Consider the following 14,117-nt stretch of genomic DNA (forward strand, 5'->3'; position numbering starts at 1 on the left):
GTCACAGCCCCGGCGGCGACGGCTGCCACGCGGCCCGCCGCATGTCGACGCGGTCGCGCGTGAACGGCACGTCCTCGGCGCGCAGCCGGGCCCGCTGCTCGCCCGCCACCCGCTCGGCGAGCGCGCCCGACGCCGTCACCACGCGCCACCAGCACACCTCGCTGCCGTAGCGGGCCATCACGCGCCCGACGACGCGGGCGCTCCCCCTGCCCGTGACCTCGCGCACGGCGGCCGCGACCGCGCCGTAGCTGGCGACCCGCCCCTCGGGGATCGTCGCGACGGTGTCCAGCACGAGCTCGGCGTAGTCGTCGGGCGGCGGCAGCACCCACCTATGATCGCTTGTCGTGGCCGAGGCGAAGAAGAGCACCGCGACAGCTGCCGGGACGGCGGCGGAGACCCCGTACGTCTGCGAGCACTGCGACGACTCGGTGCCCCACAGCCACGTCGACGAGAAGCCGCTGGTCGACGCCTACCGGCGCGAGCTGCTGGGTGCCCTCGTGGCCGTCGCGGCGCTGGCCGTGCTGTGGCTGGCCGCCACGCTGCTGCTCGCGCGCGAGGCCGCGTTCGCGACGGTGCTCGGCGCCGCGTCCTGGGTGCTGGCGACCGCCCTCGGGCTGGTGGCCTTCGCGCTGACCCGGCGGTCGCGCCCCGGTGCGGCCGCGGTGATCGTCGGCGCCGTCACGACGGCGGCCGTCACCCCCCTGCTGGCACTGCTCGTCGCGCTGCTCACGCCCGGTGGCGTCGCGGCCCGCGCGGCCGCCGCCGGCCTGGGGTGGCTGGTGGCCTCGGCGGTGGTCACCGGCGTGCGCACGGTGCGGCTGCGCGAGGTGCTGGTGGCCGACACGCGGGAGGGCGAGGCCGCCCGCTCGGGGGTCGTGCGCACCGCCGGCCGGCCGAGCCCCTACGTCGAGGCGGGCTGGCTGGTCCTCACCGCCGTCGTCACCGCGCTGTGCGTCGCCGCGACCGCGCTGATGCCGGTCGTCGTGGTGGTGCTCGTGCCGCTCAACGCGGCGCTGGCCGTGCTGACGCGGCGGCAGCAGGCGCGCGCCGCGGCCCGCGCTCAGCGCGACTCGTAGGCCCCGACCTCGTCGATGCGGCGCTGGTGCCGCTCGTCACCGGAGAAGGGCTCGGCGACGAACGCGTCGACGATCGCGAGGGCCTCCTCCTGGCTGTGCTGACGGGCGCCGATGCCGACGACGTTGGCGTCGTTGTGCTGGCGCGCCAGCTGGGCCGTGGCGACGTTCCAGGCGAGCGCGCAGCGCACGCCGCGCACCTTGTTCGCGGCGATCTGCTCGCCGTTGCCGCTGCCACCGATGACGATCCCGAGCGAACCGGGCTCGGCGACGACGGCCTCGGCGGCCGCGAAGCAGAACGCCGGGTAGTCGTCGGCGGGGTCGTAGGTGTGGGCGCCGTGGTCGACGACGTCGTGGCCGGCCGAGCGGAGGTGCTCGACGAGGGCGGTCTTGAGCTCGAAGCCCGCGTGGTCGGCGGCGATGTGCAGACGCATGGGCGTCATCATGCCGCATCGCGAGGGCTCGTCCCGCGGTCCCCCGGCGGCGTCCGGCCCAGGGGCGCGCCGCCGGGTGATACTGCTCCGATGAGCTCACCCCACGTCGACCTCATCCCCCGCGACGCGCTGTTCGGCAACCCCGAGCGCGCCGCCGTCCGGCTCAGCCCGGACGGCCGCCACCTGTCCTGGCTGGCCCCGCTGGACGGCGTCCTCAACGTCTGGGTGGCCCCGGCCGACGACCCCGCCGCGGCGCGGCCGGTCACGCGCGACGCCGCGCGGGGCATCCGTGCGTTCTTCTGGTCCTACCGCCCCGACGTGCTGCTGTACCTGCGCGACACCGGCGGCGACGAGGACTTCCACCTGTTCCGGGTCGACGTCACCGGCGGCGAGCCGCTCGACCTGACGGCGTACGAGCACACGCGCGCCGACGTCGTCCACCTCAGCCAGCGGGTGCCGGACGAGGTGCTCGTCGGCATGAACGACCGCGACGCCGAGCTGCACGACGTCTACCGCGTCGACCTCGTCACCGGCGAGCGCACGCTCGTCGAGGAGAACACCGAGGGCTTCGCGGGCTACCTCGCCGACGACGACTACCGGCTGCGGTACGCGGTGCGGCAGCGCCCGGACGCCGGCACCGACCTGCTCGCGCGCACCGAGGACGGCTGGCGGCTGAGCGAGGAGATCGGGTTCGAGGACTCGCTGACGACGGCGCCGCTGGGGCTGACCGCCGACGGCCGGGTGCTGTACATGCTCGACTCGCGCGACCGCGACACCGCGGCGCTGCTCGCGGTCGACCAGGGCTCGGGCGAGCGCACCCTGCTGCACGCCGACCCGCGCGCCGACGTCGGCGGCGACCTGCTCGTGCACCCGACCACCGGCGAGGTGCAGGCGGTCGCCGTCACCTACCTCGAGCAGACCTGGACCGTCCTGGACGACGCCGTCCGCGCCGACCTCGACCGGCTCGCCGAGCTCGGGCCGGGCGACGTCGTCGTCACCTCCCGCACGCTCGACGACGCCACCTGGGTGATCGCCCGCACCGCGCCGGAGGAGCCGATCACCTACTACCGCTACCACCGTGCCGAGGGCCGTCTCGAGCACCTGTTCAGCGGCCGGCCCGCGCTCGACGGCGCACCGCTGGTCCCGATGCACGGGGTCGAGATCGCCGCGCGCGACGGCCTGACGCTGCCGAGCTACCTCACGCTGCCGGCGGGTGTCGAGCTGCGCGACGGCCTCGCCACCGCGGCGGTGCCGCTCGTGCTGAGCGTGCACGGCGGGCCGTGGGCGCGTGACGCCCTCGGCTACGACCCGTACGCGCAGTGGCTGGCCAACCGCGGCTACGCCGTCCTGCAGGTGAACTACCGCGGCTCGACGGGCTTCGGGAAGGCCTTCACCAACGCGGGCGACCGCGAGTGGGCGGCCGCGATGCACGACGACCTCCTCGACGCGGTCGCCTGGGCGGTCGAGCACGGCGTCACCACGCCGGACCGGGTCGCGATCATGGGCGGCAGCTACGGCGGCTACGCGACGCTCGTCGGGCTGACGTTCACGCCCGAGACGTTCGTGTGCGGTGTCGACATCGTCGGGCCGTCGAACCTGCACACGCTCCTCGCGACGATCCCGCCGTACTGGAAGCCGATGTTCGAGTCGCTGGCGCGCCGCGTCGGCGACCCCCGCACCGAGGACGGCCAGGCGCTGCTCACCGAGCGGTCGCCGCTGACGCACGCCGGGCGGATCGTGCGACCGCTGCTGATCGGCCAGGGCGCCAACGACCCGCGCGTCAAGCAGGCGGAGAGCGACCAGATCGTCGAGGCGATGACCAGCAACGGCATCCCGGTCACCTACGCGCTGTTCCCCGACGAGGGCCACGGCTTCCACCGGCCGGAGAACAGCAAGGCGTTCAACGCGGTCACCGAGCACTTCCTCGCGGCGCACCTGGGCGGCCGCGCGGAGCCGATCGGTGGCGACCTGTCCGGGTCCAGCCTCGAGGTGCCGGTGGGCGCGGACGGCGTGCCTGGCCTGGCCGAGGCGCTCGCCGAGCACGAGCAGGTCGTGCGGGCGTAGCGCTCAGCCGCGCCCCAGCACGGTGCCGCCGTTGACCTGCAGGATCTGGCCGGTGGTCCAGCCGGCCTGCGGCGAGGCGAGGTAGGCGACGGCCTCCGCGACCTCCTCGGGGGTGCCAGGGCGCCCCATCGGGATCTGCGCGACCCGGGAGTCCCAGACTCCCGGGTCGGCCTCGATGCGGGGCCGCCAGAAGTCGGTGTCCGGCACGAACCCGGGCGCGACGGCGTTGACCGTCACCCCCTCGGTGGCGAGCGCGCTCGCCTCGGACCACACCCACGCGTTGATCGCGGCCTTCGCGGCGCCGTAGGAGCCGGAGCCGCGGATCCCGGCGACCGAGCTCATCGCGACGACCCGCGCTCCCGGGCGGGTCAGGTGCGGCCGCAGCGCGTGCGCGAGCAGCACCGTGGTGAGCACGTTGCCCTCGAAGTCGGCCCGCCAGGCCTCGGCGACCGAGCCGAGGTCGCTCCCGGCGCCGACGCCGAAGTTCCCGCCCGCGTTGAGCACGAGCACGTCGACGGAGCCCCCGAGGGTGATCTCCGCCGCGGCGTTGTGGACGGCCACCGGGTCGGCGAGGTCGGCGCTGTGCAGCGTGACCTCGACGTCGGGGTTCGTCTCGCGCAGCTCGGCCGCGGTCTCCTCCAGCGCCGAGAGCCGTCGCCCGACCAGCGCGAACGAGGGGGTCTCAGCGAGCAGTCGGTGCGCGACGGCGCGGCCCAGGCCGCTGCCGCCGCCGGTGATGACGATGCGTCGGGTCATGCCAGGTGTCTACGCGCGCCCGCTCCCGCCGCGCAAGTCGGTGCGCGGACGTCTCGGCCGTGGCCCGCTCAGGAGGCGACCGGCAGCCCGGCGGCGCGCCAGCCCGCGAAGCCTCCGGCGACGGCCGCGAGCCGCGGCCCGGCGCTCGCGGCCAGCCGCCCGGCGCGGTCGCCGTCGTCGTCGAGGAGCAGCACGCGTGCGGCGAGCGACTCCCGCAGCCACACGCCGAGCTCGAGGCGGTCGACGACGGCGACCGACAGGCCGGCGGGCAGCTCGCCGTCGTGGGAGCGGCGTCGGGCGCTGCGCAGGTCGACGAGGACCGCCCGGTCGTAGAGCGCCGCCTGGTACGCGGCACGGGCGCTCACGCTGCCGTGCGGGTCGAGGCGGGTGGTGGGCTCGTCGTTGAGGAGGATGTCCCAGGTGGTGCCGGTGGTGACGGCCATGTCGTGCTCCGAGGGGTCTGCGGATGTGGTGGTCTGCTGGTCAGGAGCAGGGACACATCTCGCAGAGACGCATGCGACGCATCGCGTGCCCGGCGCGGGGCGCGGGCACGCTCGCCACGGGCGTGGCGGTGCGTGCGGTCTCGGCGGTCACGGTGCGATTCCACCACCGCCGCGGCCGCCGCGGACGCCCGGGCGCGGGAGTCCCGGATCGTGAGATCAGAACCGGGTCGCCTCGGCGCGGCGCACCGAGAAGCCCGACCCGGTCGTGATGTTGGTGCAGGTGACGCCCGTTCTCGTGACCTCGCACATGTAGTCGCCCACGTGCGTGGTCTGTCCGTAGTCGAGCACCTCGCGGTCGTCGGGGTCGGCCCCAGGGATCGAGCCGTCGGGGCACGGGAACTCGGCACCGTCGGGACCGACGACGAGCACGCGCCCGAGCAGGTCGTTGTCGTCACAGCCCTCGATCTGCGGCGGCGCGTACTCGATCGTGTCGATCTGGCAGGCGGCCGAGTCGTCGCCGATCGTGCACCAGATGTTGCCGCTCGGCGTCGCGAACTCCGCGAGGTCGACGGCATCGGCGGGGACCGTGACGACCTGCGCCGAGGTCGGGTCCTCGGTCACCGTGGCGGACGGGTCGGCGGTCGCGGCGGTCGACGACGGGTCGTCACCCGCCCGGTCGTCGGGTCCGTCGGGCGCCGTGACCAGCAGGACCACGAGCACACCGATGAGGATCGCGTCGACCACGATGAGCGTGATCTCCAGCGGTCCGAGGCGGCGTGACGACATGGGCGGGCTCCCTCTCCTCCGTGGCGAGCACGCCCTAAGGTACGCGACCGGGTTGAGGACCCGTCAGTCGAAGATCGGTCCCTGCGTCCGGGTGCGCTTGATCTCGTAGAAGCCCGGGTAGCTCGCGACCAGCACCGCGCCGTCCCACAGGCGGCCAGCCTCCTCGCCCTTCGGTGCGGGGGTGATGACCGGCCCGAAGAAGGCGGTGCCGTTGAAGGCGACGATCGGCGTGCCGACGTCCTCGCCGACGAGCCCGATGCCCTCGGCGTGCGAGGCGCGCAGCTTCTCGTCGACCTCGTCGGTGTCGTAGACGTCGATGAGGTCGGCCGGCAGCCCGACCTCCTCCAGGGCCTCGACGACCAGCGGCCGCAGCCCGGCCTCGCCGCGCCGACCCTGCGGGTGGATACGGGTGCCGATCGCGTCGTAGAGCTTCTTGACGTACTCCTCGCCGTGGCGCTCCTGCGCGGCGATGATCACACGCACCGGGCCCCAGGCGTCCTCGAGGCCCTTGCGGTAGTCCTCGGGCAGGTCGCGGCCCTCGTTGAGCACCGCGAGGCTCATGACGTGCCAGCGGACCGTGATGTCTCGGACCTTCTCGACCTCGCCGATCCAGCGGGACGTCATCCACGCCCAGGGACAGATCGGGTCGAACCAGAAGTCGGCGACGGCGGTCTGGGGCGTGGCGGTGGTCATGGAAGCGCGTCCTCTCGGTCGGTGGTCCCTGCCCCCGATCCAACCACCGGCGAGGGCGATCCTGTTCCCGCGCGGCCGCGCTGCTCGCGATGCGGGTGTGATTCGGTTCGCCGATCACGCCGCCCGGCGCCTATCGTCGACGCGTCCGCCCGCGCGCGCCGCTCGCGCCCGCCGTGGCAGGATCGCTGAACCCGTCATCCCGAAGGAGCCCACCCGTGCCCGGAGAGAACCTCACCCGCCTCGAGGCGGCCGAGCGCGCCGCGACCGTGCGGACGCACAGCTACGAGGTCGAGCTCGACCTCACCCGCGGCAGCGAGGTGTTCGGGTCGAGGACCCGCGTGCTGTTCGACGCCGAGCCCGGCGCGTCGACGTTCATCGACCTCATCGCGCCTGTCGTCCACGAGGTGGTCCTCAACGGCACGTCGCTCGACCCGGTCGAGGTGTTCGGGAACTCCCGCGTGCAGCTGCCCGACCTGCAGGCCAGCAACGAGCTCGTCGTCGTCGCCGACTGCGCGTACATGAACACCGGCGAGGGCCTGCACCGGTTCGTCGACCCCGTCGACGACGAGGTGTACCTGTACTCGCAGTTCGAGGTCGCCGACACCCGGCGCATGTTCGCCGTCTTCGAGCAGCCCGACCTCAAGGCGACGTTCACGTTCACCGTGACCGCGCCCGACCACTGGCAGGTCGTGTCCAACGCGCCGACGCCCGAGCCTGTGCCGGCCGGCGAGGACCGCCCCGGCAGCGCCGTCTGGGCCTTCCCGGCGACCGACCGGCTGCCCTGCTACGTCACGGCGCTGGTCGCCGGCCCGTACCACCGCGAGACCGGCTCGCTCACGAGCGTCGACGGCCGCGAGATCCCGCTCGGTGTGTTCTGCCGCGCCTCGCTCGCCGAGCACCTCGACGCCGACGAGATCATGGACATCACGCGCGCGGGCTTCGCCTTCTTCGAGAAGGCGTTCGACATGCCCTACCCGTACGCGAAGTACGACCAGCTGTTCGTGCCGGAGTTCAACGCGGGCGCGATGGAGAACGCCGGCGCGGTGACGTTCCTCGAGAACTACGTGTTCCGGTCCAAGCCGACCCAGGCGATCGTGGAGCGCCGCGCCGTCACGATCCTCCACGAGCTCGCGCACATGTGGTTCGGCGACCTCGTGACGATGCGCTGGTGGAACGACCTGTGGCTCAACGAGTCGTTCGCCGAGTACGCGTCCACCCTCGCGACCGCCGAGGCGACCCGCTGGACCCAGGCCTGGACGACGTTCTCCTCGCTCGAGAAGTCCTGGGCCTACCGGCAGGACCAGCTGCCCTCGACGCACCCGATCGTCGCCGAGATCAACGACCTCGAGGACGTCGAGGTCAACTTCGACGGCATCACCTACGCCAAGGGCGCCTCGGTCCTCAAGCAGCTCGTCGCCTGGGTGGGGCGCGACGCGTTCCTCGCGGGCGTGCAGCAGTACTTCAAGAAGCACGCGTGGGGCAACACCGAGCTGCGAGACCTGCTGGTCGAGCTCGAGGCCACGAGCGGGCGCGACCTGTCGCGCTGGTCGCAGGTGTGGCTCGAGGAGGCCGGTGTCACGCTGCTGCGGCCGGAGATCGAGAGCGACAGCCAGGGCCGCATCACCAGCTTCGTCATCCGGCAGGAGACGCCGCAGGAGATGTCCTCGCTGCGCCCGCACCGGCTCGCGGTCGGCGGCTACGACATCGATGCCGAGGGCAACCTCGTGCGCACGCAGCGGGTCGAGCTCGACATCGACGGCGACGCGACCCCGGTCCCCGAGCTCGTCGGCCTCGACCGACCCGCGATCGTCATCGTCAACGACGACGACCTCGCCTACGCCAAGGTCCGCATGGACGCCGAGTCGCTCGCCGCGGCGACCGAGCACCTGTCGCGGTTCACCGACTCGCTGCCGCGCACGCTCGTGTGGGCGTCCGCGTGGGACATGACGCGCGACGGCGAGACGCCCGGTCGTCAGTTCGTCGAGCTCGTGCTCAACAACATCGCGTCCGAGACCGACTCCTCGGTCGTCATGGTGCTGCTGCGCCAGCTGGCGACGACGATCGACTTCTACGTCGACCCGCGGGTGCGCGAGGAGGTGTCCGGTCAGGCGGCCGCGCGGCTGTGGCAGCTCGCGACGACGGCGGAGCCCGGCTCGGACAGCCAGCTCCAGTTCGTCCGGGCGTTCGCGGCGCGCGCCGCGGGCGAGGAGCAGGTCGCGCAGCTGCGCGGGCTGCTGGAGGGCGGCGACGCGGTGCCGGGACTCGTGGTCGACACCGACCTGCGCTGGGACCTGCTGCGCGGCCTCGCCGCGGCGGGTGCCGCGAGCGCCGAGGAGATCGACGCCGAGCTCGAGCGCGACAGCACCGCGGCAGGTCAGCGCGCCGCGGCCGAGGCCCGTGCCTCGATGCCGACCGCCGAGGCCAAGGAGGCGGTGTGGCGCGACGTCGTCGAGGGCGACTCGCTGCCCAACGCGGTGCAGGCCGCGGTGATCGCCGGCTTCGGCCGCGCGAAGGACCGCGAGCTGCTCGTGCCGTTCGTCGAGCGCTACTTCGACGCGATCGAGAAGGTCTGGGACCACCGCACCAACGAGATCGCTCAGAACATCGTCGTCGGCCTCTACCCGACGCAGCTGGCCGACATCGACGAGGCCTACGGCGTCGACGTCCTCGCCGCGACCGACGAGTTCCTCGAGGCGCTCGCCGACAGGGTCCCGGCGCTGCGCCGGCTGGTCGTCGAGAACCGCGACGGCGTGCGCCGCGCCCTGCAGGCGCAGCGCGCCGACCGCGCCGCGGCACAGGCCTGACGCCACGACGCCCGCCCCCGTGCGGGGCGGGCGTCGTCATGCGCGGGCGCGCCACTCCTCGGCGAGGATCGCGTAGCCGAGGCCGTCCATCCACTCCCCCGACCGGTGCAGGCTCTCGCGCACCGTGTGGGTCTCGCGCCGCATCCCCACGCGCTCCATCAGCCGCCACGACGGCTCGTTGGCGGCGAAGCACAGCGCCACGACACGGCGCAGGCCGAGGTCGTCGAAGCACAGCCGCAGCAGCTCGCGCACGGCCTCGGTCGCGTACCCGTGACCCTGGTGCGCCGGGTCGAGCGCCCAGCCGATCTCGGCCTGCGTGCCCGCCGCCTGCGCGGCGACCTCGGTCTGCGCCCAGGCGTCGTCGACGCGCACCATGAGGTCGCCGACCAGGGTGCCGTCGACCAGCTCGACGACGAGGGTGCGGCCCAGCCGGTCGGGCTCGGTGAACGTCGTGCGGAAGTCCTCCAGCGGGCCGGGCAGCGCCGTCATGAAGCGCGCGACCGGCTCCAGTCGCCGGTAGGCCCAGATCGCGGCGGCGTCCTCGGGCCGGGCGCGGCGGATCGTCAGGCGCTGCGTGCGCAGCGGGAACGCGACGTCGTCCAGGGTGCGCGGCACGCCGTCGACCCTAGGGCACGGCTCAGCCGACGGGCCGGACCTCCACCCCACCACCCTGCCGCAGGATCGGGTTGCGGCTCGCGATCGCGACCGCGGCGTCGAGGTCGGGCGCCTCGACGACGTACACCCCGACCACCGCCTCGGCCGACTCCAGGTACGGGCCCTCGGTGGAGCCGTCGGCGCGCAGCGAACGGGCCTGGCGCGGGTCGGCGAGCCCGCGGGCGAACACCAGCTCGCCGGAGGTCTCCATCGACCGCGCGTAGGCGTCGTGCGGGGCGCGGTCCGTCGGTTCGCCCTCGCCGGGCCGCGGGTGGTACATGAGGACGGCGTACTCGGGCATCACGGGCTCCTCGGCCTCGGGGACGGTGTCACCTCGATGACGTCCGAGCGGCGCCCGGATCGACGGCGCCGGCGGGGTCAGGGCTGCGCGTGCCAGTCGAACAGGTGGTCGCCGGCCTCGACGTCGCCGCTGCCGAGGTCGAGCATCGCGGGGTCCGCCGCGAGCGCGATGACCGGCACGAGCGCGCTCATGCCGCGCGCGACGACGTCGTCGGGCGACCACCGCACGACAGGCTGCCGCGCGGCCACCTCCTCCCCGAGCTCGGCGAGCAGCTCGAAGCCGCGACCCTTGAGCTGCACGGTGTCGATGCCGAGGTGCACGAGCACACCGCGCTCGCCCGCGCCCGGGCCCGCGATGACGAACGCGTGCGGGTGGATCGCGGCGACGACGCCCCCGACCGGCGCGAGCGCCTCGACGACGGCCGTGCCCAGCACGGGTGCGATCGCCAGCCCCGGCCCCACCATGCCGGCGGCGAAGACCGGGTCGGGCACCTCGTCGAGGGTCGTCACCCGGCCGGCGACCGGGGCGAGCACGGACAGGTTAGTGAGCGGCATGCGACCTCAGCTCCGAGACGAGAGCGGTGACCAGCGAGCCCAGGCGCGCGTTGCCCGGGAGGTCCTCGACCAGCACGCAGCGCTCGGCGCCGTCGGCCAGCGGGATGCGCCAGTTCGGGTACTCGTCGTTGGTGCCCGGCTGGTTCTGGGTGCGCCGCTCCCCCACCGCGTCGGCGAGCGAGACGCCCACGAGCGCCGCCGGCGTCTGCGCGACGTAGGCGTGCAGCGCCTCGACGACCTGCCGCTCGGTCGGGTCGTCGGGCAGCAGCCCGCGCGCGGCGAGCGCCGCGAGCATCCGCTCCCGCTCGAGGCGGGCGGCGAGCCGCACCTGCGCCACCGGCTCGGTGAGCAGCCCGAGCCGGTGCCGGAGGTCGACGTGCTCCTCGGCGAGGTAGCCCGCGGTCGGCGGCAGGTCGTGCGTGGTCACGGTGGCGAGCACGAGCCTGCGGTAGTCCTCGGGCGGCTTCGGGTGACCGTCCTCGGTGCTCTCGAACCACAGCACCGAGGTGCCGAGGATGCCCCGGCGGTCGAGGTAGTCGCGGACCCACGGCTCGACCGTGCCCAGGTCCTCGCCGATGACGACGGCGCCCGCGCGGTGGGCCTCGAGCGCCAGCACCCCGATCATCGCCTCGTGGTCGTAGCGCACGTAGGTGCCCTCGGCCGGGCCGGCGCCCTCCGGGATCCACCACAGCCGGAAGAACCCGATGATGTGGTCGACCCGCAGCGCGCCCGCGTGGCGCAGCACGGTGCGGACCATGTCGCGCAGGGCGGCGTAGCCGGTCTCGGCGAGCGCGTCGGGGCGCAGCGGCGGCTGGCTCCAGTCCTGGCCCTGCTGGTTGTAGAAGTCCGGCGGCGCGCCGACGGTGATGCCGCGCGCGAGCACGTCGCGCAGCGACCAGGCGTCGGCGCCCTCGGGGTGCACGCCGACGGCGAGGTCGTGCATGATCCCCAGCCGCATGCCGTTGTCGCGCGCGGCCTTCTGGGCGCGCGCCAGCTGGGCGTCGGCCACCCACTGCAGCCACACGTGGAAGTCGATGCGGTCGGCGAGCTCGCGGCGCAGCTGGGCGAGCGTGCCCGGCGTGAGGTTCTCGACGGCGAGCGGCCACGACTGCTCGTCGTAGCGCTCGTGCACCGCGCACCACAGCGCGAAGTCCTCCAGGCCCTGGCCCTGCTCGCGCCGGAACGCGTCGAGCTCGCGCTGCCGCGAGCGCGACCGCCCGACGCCGTAGATCGTCTCGAGCGCCGGTCGCTTCGCGTCCCAGACGGCGTCCCGGTCGATCGGGCCGGCGTCGGTGTTCATCGGGGCGACGCCCTCGAAGCCCCACTCGATGAGCGTGCGCTGGCTGGTCGGCAGGTACCCGATCTCGGGGATCTCCTCCGGCCGGATGTAGAGCGGGTTGACGAACCTGCGGGTCGCCGGCAGGTAGGGCGACGGCGTGATCGGCGTCGTCGGCTCGGCCGCGTGCAGCGGGTTGACGAGCAGGAAGTCGGCCCCGAGCTCGCCCCCGATCGTCGTCAGCTCCGCGAGGTCGGCGAGGTCGCCGAAGCCCCAGGAGCGCGAGGAGCGCACCGAGTACAGCTGGGTCATGAGCCCCCACGCCCGGTCGCCGAGCTCGGGCCGCAGCGGCGGCAGCTCCAGCCGGGCGGGCGTGACCGCGAGCACGGCGGTCGCGGTCTCCTCGCCGCTGCGGGCGTGCAGCGTGTGCCAGCCCAGCGGCAGCGTCGTGGGCAGCTCGAAGGTGGCGCGGCCGATCATCCGGCCGTCGACCTCGCGCGGCGGCACCCAGTCGTCGACCTGCGCGAGCTCGACCTCGCCGCCGTCCTCCAGCTCGACGCGGACCTCGACGGAGGCGCCGTCGGGCACGTGGACGCCGATGGTGCGCGCCTCGCCCTCGGTGGTGACGACGCTCGGCGGGAGCATGCGCCGCCACGGCGCCAGCTCGGCCGCGGCCAGCGAGCGCGCGACCTGCTCGGAGGTCTCGGCGGGCACGTCCAGCGCGGCGAGGACCGCGCGGATCGTGCGCTCCGAGACGTGGCGCTGGACGCCGTCGATGTCCCAGTACTCCGTGGCCACCCCGTGGGCGCGCGCGAGCGCCCGGAGTTCGTCGTCCACCGGCTGACCGGCGGCGTCCTCGGTGGTCTCGGTCACAGCGACTGGAGCTCCCACGTGTCTCGGCCCCCCGCCCACCGGGGAGCGTGATCGATCTTGCCAGACACCGGGTGCCGCTGCCGTCGCGCCACGGGGTGTTGCCCGCGCCTGTCGCGCGCGAGTTCGTGAGGCGCCGTCAGCCGCGCAGCGCGGCGACGGCCTCGTCGTAGACGGCCTCGAGGTCCGCGGTCCCGTCGGAGGCGACCGCGACCGAGCTCAACGACGTCGTCGGCACCGAGGACGCCACGGCCGGTGCCCGCAAGCGCAGCCCGGAGGACGTCGTCGCGACGGCGCTGGCGCACCTCGCCTCCCGCGACCCCGGCCCCAGCGTGGTCGACGGCGCGGGCAACCGCGCCTCCGCCGTCGCCGCCCGGGTGCTCGGCCGCCGCGCGACCGTCACGCTCATGGAGCGGATCACCGACCCCGCCCGTCGCGCGGCCCAGCCCGCGGCCGCCGGCTGACGGCGCTCCACCGTCCTGGGGCGACGACGCCGGGCGGGCGGTCGCGTCGTTAGGCTGGCGGCGTGCGGGTGACAGCTGAGGGCGTGGTGAGCACCGTCGTCGCGGCAGCACCCGCGCGCATCGCCGCGATCGCCGTCGTCGCCGTCCTGCTCACGGTGCTGCTGCGGTTCGTCGTGGGACGCGTCGTGCGCCGTCTGTCCAGGCTGCCGGCGCGAGCGGCCTCCGTGAGCGACCGCGCGAAGGTCGTCATCGGCGACCCGAACCGCGCCGGTCAGCGGCTGCGGACGTTCCAGTCGGTGCTGAACTCGACGGTCGCGATCGTCATCGGCACGGTCGCGCTGGTCATGGTGCTGAGCGAGCTCGACGTCAACGTCGCCCCGCTCCTCGCCTCGGCCGGCGTCGTGGGCGTCGCGCTGGCGTTCGGTGCGCAGTCGCTGGTGCGGGACGTCATCAGCGGCATCTTCATGCTGGTCGAGGACCAGTACGGCGTCGGCGACCGGGTCGAGCTCGGCGCCGTCGGGGTCATCATGGCCAGCGGCACCGTCGAGCGGGTGGCGCTGCGCATCACGACGATCCGTGACGACGACGGCCGCGTCTGGCACGTGCGCAACGGCGAGGTGCTGCGGGTCGCCAACGAGTCCCAGGGCTGGTCGCAGGCGGTGGCCCAGGTGCGCGTCCTGCCCGACGCCGACGTCGAGGCCGCGCGCGAGGCGATGACCGCGGTGACGCAGGCGCTGCGCAGCGGCCCGCTCGGCGACGCGATCATGGGCGACGCCGAGGTGCTCGTCGAGGACGTCGCCGGCTCCGGCATCACGCTGCGCTGGATCGTGCGCACGCGGTCCGGGCGTCAGTGGCAGGTCGCGAGCGCCATGCGCCGCGAGCTGCCCGCCGCCCTCGCGGGGCGCGGCGTCACGCTCGCCGACTGACCGTCGCGCGCAGCGGGGC

At 74.3% G+C, this 14,117-nt stretch carries 15 protein-coding genes; 5 read left to right on the forward strand and 10 right to left on the reverse strand.

Annotated elements, in window-relative coordinates:
- Window position 1: 1 nt before the first annotated feature.
- The gene (locus tag GPA02_RS11680) at window positions 2–325 is read right to left on the reverse strand and encodes an MGMT family protein (RefSeq protein ID WP_240134013.1); all 324 of its coding nucleotides are present in this window, start codon (window positions 323–325) and stop codon (window positions 2–4) included.
- A 19-nt stretch (window positions 326–344) separates the two neighbouring features.
- Between GPA02_RS11680 and GPA02_RS11685 the strand changes: the two genes are divergently transcribed.
- A complete protein-coding gene (locus GPA02_RS11685) occupies window positions 345–1,076 on the forward strand; it encodes a hypothetical protein (RefSeq protein WP_156200208.1) in 732 nt (243 codons plus the stop codon).
- Here the strand turns inward: GPA02_RS11685 and GPA02_RS11690 are convergent.
- Window positions 1,061–1,507 carry a ribose-5-phosphate isomerase gene (locus GPA02_RS11690; protein ID WP_156200210.1) on the reverse strand — a complete coding sequence of 149 codons (447 nt, stop codon included), beginning with the start codon at window positions 1,505–1,507 and terminating at the stop codon, window positions 1,061–1,063. The two genes, GPA02_RS11685 and GPA02_RS11690, sit on opposite strands and share 16 nt — an antisense overlap.
- Before the next feature lie 90 nt (window positions 1,508–1,597).
- Here GPA02_RS11690 and GPA02_RS11695 point away from each other — a divergent pair, with 90 nt between their 5' ends.
- A complete protein-coding gene (locus tag GPA02_RS11695; RefSeq protein ID WP_156200212.1) occupies window positions 1,598–3,571 on the forward strand; it encodes a S9 family peptidase in 1,974 nt (657 codons plus the stop codon).
- Window positions 3,572–3,574: 3 nt separating this feature from the next.
- On the opposite strand, the gene GPA02_RS11700 is transcribed toward GPA02_RS11695, so the two are convergent.
- The 4 genes from GPA02_RS11700 to GPA02_RS11715 all read right to left on the reverse strand — a co-directional run bounded on the left by GPA02_RS11700 (window position 3,575) and on the right by GPA02_RS11715 (window position 6,249).
- A complete protein-coding gene (locus GPA02_RS11700) occupies window positions 3,575–4,327 on the reverse strand; it encodes an SDR family NAD(P)-dependent oxidoreductase (protein WP_156200213.1) in 753 nt (250 codons plus the stop codon).
- Window positions 4,328–4,395: 68 nt separating this feature from the next.
- Window positions 4,396–4,770: a rhodanese-like domain-containing protein gene (locus GPA02_RS11705; RefSeq protein ID WP_156200214.1), complete on the reverse strand. Its 375-nt coding sequence runs from the start codon at window positions 4,768–4,770 to the stop codon at window positions 4,396–4,398.
- A 216-nt stretch (window positions 4,771–4,986) separates the two neighbouring features.
- On the reverse strand, window positions 4,987–5,556 hold the full coding sequence (locus tag GPA02_RS11710; protein ID WP_156200216.1) for a hypothetical protein: 570 nt from the start codon (window positions 5,554–5,556) through the stop codon (window positions 4,987–4,989).
- Between the two features lie 63 nt (window positions 5,557–5,619).
- Entirely contained in the window at window positions 5,620–6,249 is a 630-nt protein-coding gene (locus GPA02_RS11715) for a mycothiol-dependent nitroreductase Rv2466c family protein (protein WP_156200218.1), read from the reverse strand.
- Window positions 6,250–6,464: 215 nt separating this feature from the next.
- On the opposite strand from GPA02_RS11715, the gene pepN reads away from it, so the two are divergent.
- Window positions 6,465–9,053: an aminopeptidase N gene (pepN, locus tag GPA02_RS11720; RefSeq protein WP_156200219.1), complete on the forward strand. Its 2,589-nt coding sequence runs from the start codon at window positions 6,465–6,467 to the stop codon at window positions 9,051–9,053.
- Between the two features lie 36 nt (window positions 9,054–9,089).
- On the opposite strand, the gene GPA02_RS11725 is transcribed toward pepN, so the two are convergent.
- From GPA02_RS11725 to malQ, 4 genes are all read right to left on the reverse strand, one after another.
- On the reverse strand, window positions 9,090–9,668 hold the full coding sequence (locus GPA02_RS11725; protein WP_204986595.1) for a GNAT family N-acetyltransferase: 579 nt from the start codon (window positions 9,666–9,668) through the stop codon (window positions 9,090–9,092).
- A gap of 22 nt (window positions 9,669–9,690) precedes the next feature.
- Window positions 9,691–10,008: a YciI family protein gene (locus tag GPA02_RS11730; protein WP_156200221.1), complete on the reverse strand. Its 318-nt coding sequence runs from the start codon at window positions 10,006–10,008 to the stop codon at window positions 9,691–9,693.
- A 77-nt stretch (window positions 10,009–10,085) separates the two neighbouring features.
- Window positions 10,086–10,562, reverse strand: a complete 477-nt coding sequence (locus tag GPA02_RS11735; protein ID WP_156200223.1) for a PTS sugar transporter subunit IIA — start codon at window positions 10,560–10,562, stop codon at window positions 10,086–10,088.
- A complete protein-coding gene (gene malQ / locus GPA02_RS11740; RefSeq protein ID WP_156200225.1) occupies window positions 10,549–12,711 on the reverse strand; it encodes a 4-alpha-glucanotransferase in 2,163 nt (720 codons plus the stop codon). The genes GPA02_RS11735 and malQ overlap by 14 nt, the downstream gene beginning before the upstream one ends.
- 329 nt (window positions 12,712–13,040) lie before the next feature.
- Here malQ and GPA02_RS19460 point away from each other — a divergent pair, with 329 nt between their 5' ends.
- Window positions 13,041–13,172 carry a hypothetical protein gene (locus GPA02_RS19460; RefSeq protein ID WP_275689722.1) on the forward strand — a complete coding sequence of 44 codons (132 nt, stop codon included), beginning with the start codon at window positions 13,041–13,043 and terminating at the stop codon, window positions 13,170–13,172.
- A 62-nt stretch (window positions 13,173–13,234) separates the two neighbouring features.
- Entirely contained in the window at window positions 13,235–14,098 is an 864-nt protein-coding gene (locus tag GPA02_RS11750) for a mechanosensitive ion channel family protein (protein ID WP_156200229.1), read from the forward strand.
- Window positions 14,099–14,117 lie beyond the last annotated feature (19 nt).

The sequence above is a fragment of the Actinotalea caeni genome, assembly GCF_009733795.1.
Classification (GTDB): Bacteria; Actinomycetota; Actinomycetes; order Actinomycetales; family Beutenbergiaceae; genus Pseudactinotalea; species Pseudactinotalea caeni.

What these genes read in the sequence shown, in the direction of transcription:
- GPA02_RS11690 (WP_156200210.1), bottom strand. Translation starts at nt 1,507, where the DNA reads ATGCGTCTGCACATCGCCGCCGACCACGCGGGCTTCGAGCTCAAGACC.
- GPA02_RS11695 (WP_156200212.1), top strand. Translation starts at nt 1,598, where the DNA reads ATGAGCTCACCCCACGTCGACCTCATCCCCCGCGACGCGCTGTTCGGC.
- GPA02_RS11700 (WP_156200213.1), bottom strand. Translation starts at nt 4,327, where the DNA reads ATGACCCGACGCATCGTCATCACCGGCGGCGGCAGCGGCCTGGGCCGC.
- GPA02_RS11705 (WP_156200214.1), bottom strand. Translation starts at nt 4,770, where the DNA reads ATGGCCGTCACCACCGGCACCACCTGGGACATCCTCCTCAACGACGAG.
- GPA02_RS11710 (WP_156200216.1), bottom strand. Translation starts at nt 5,556, where the DNA reads ATGTCGTCACGCCGCCTCGGACCGCTGGAGATCACGCTCATCGTGGTC.
- GPA02_RS11715 (WP_156200218.1), bottom strand. Translation starts at nt 6,249, where the DNA reads ATGACCACCGCCACGCCCCAGACCGCCGTCGCCGACTTCTGGTTCGAC.
- GPA02_RS11730 (WP_156200221.1), bottom strand. Translation starts at nt 10,008, where the DNA reads ATGCCCGAGTACGCCGTCCTCATGTACCACCCGCGGCCCGGCGAGGGC.
- GPA02_RS11735 (WP_156200223.1), bottom strand. Translation starts at nt 10,562, where the DNA reads ATGCCGCTCACTAACCTGTCCGTGCTCGCCCCGGTCGCCGGCCGGGTG.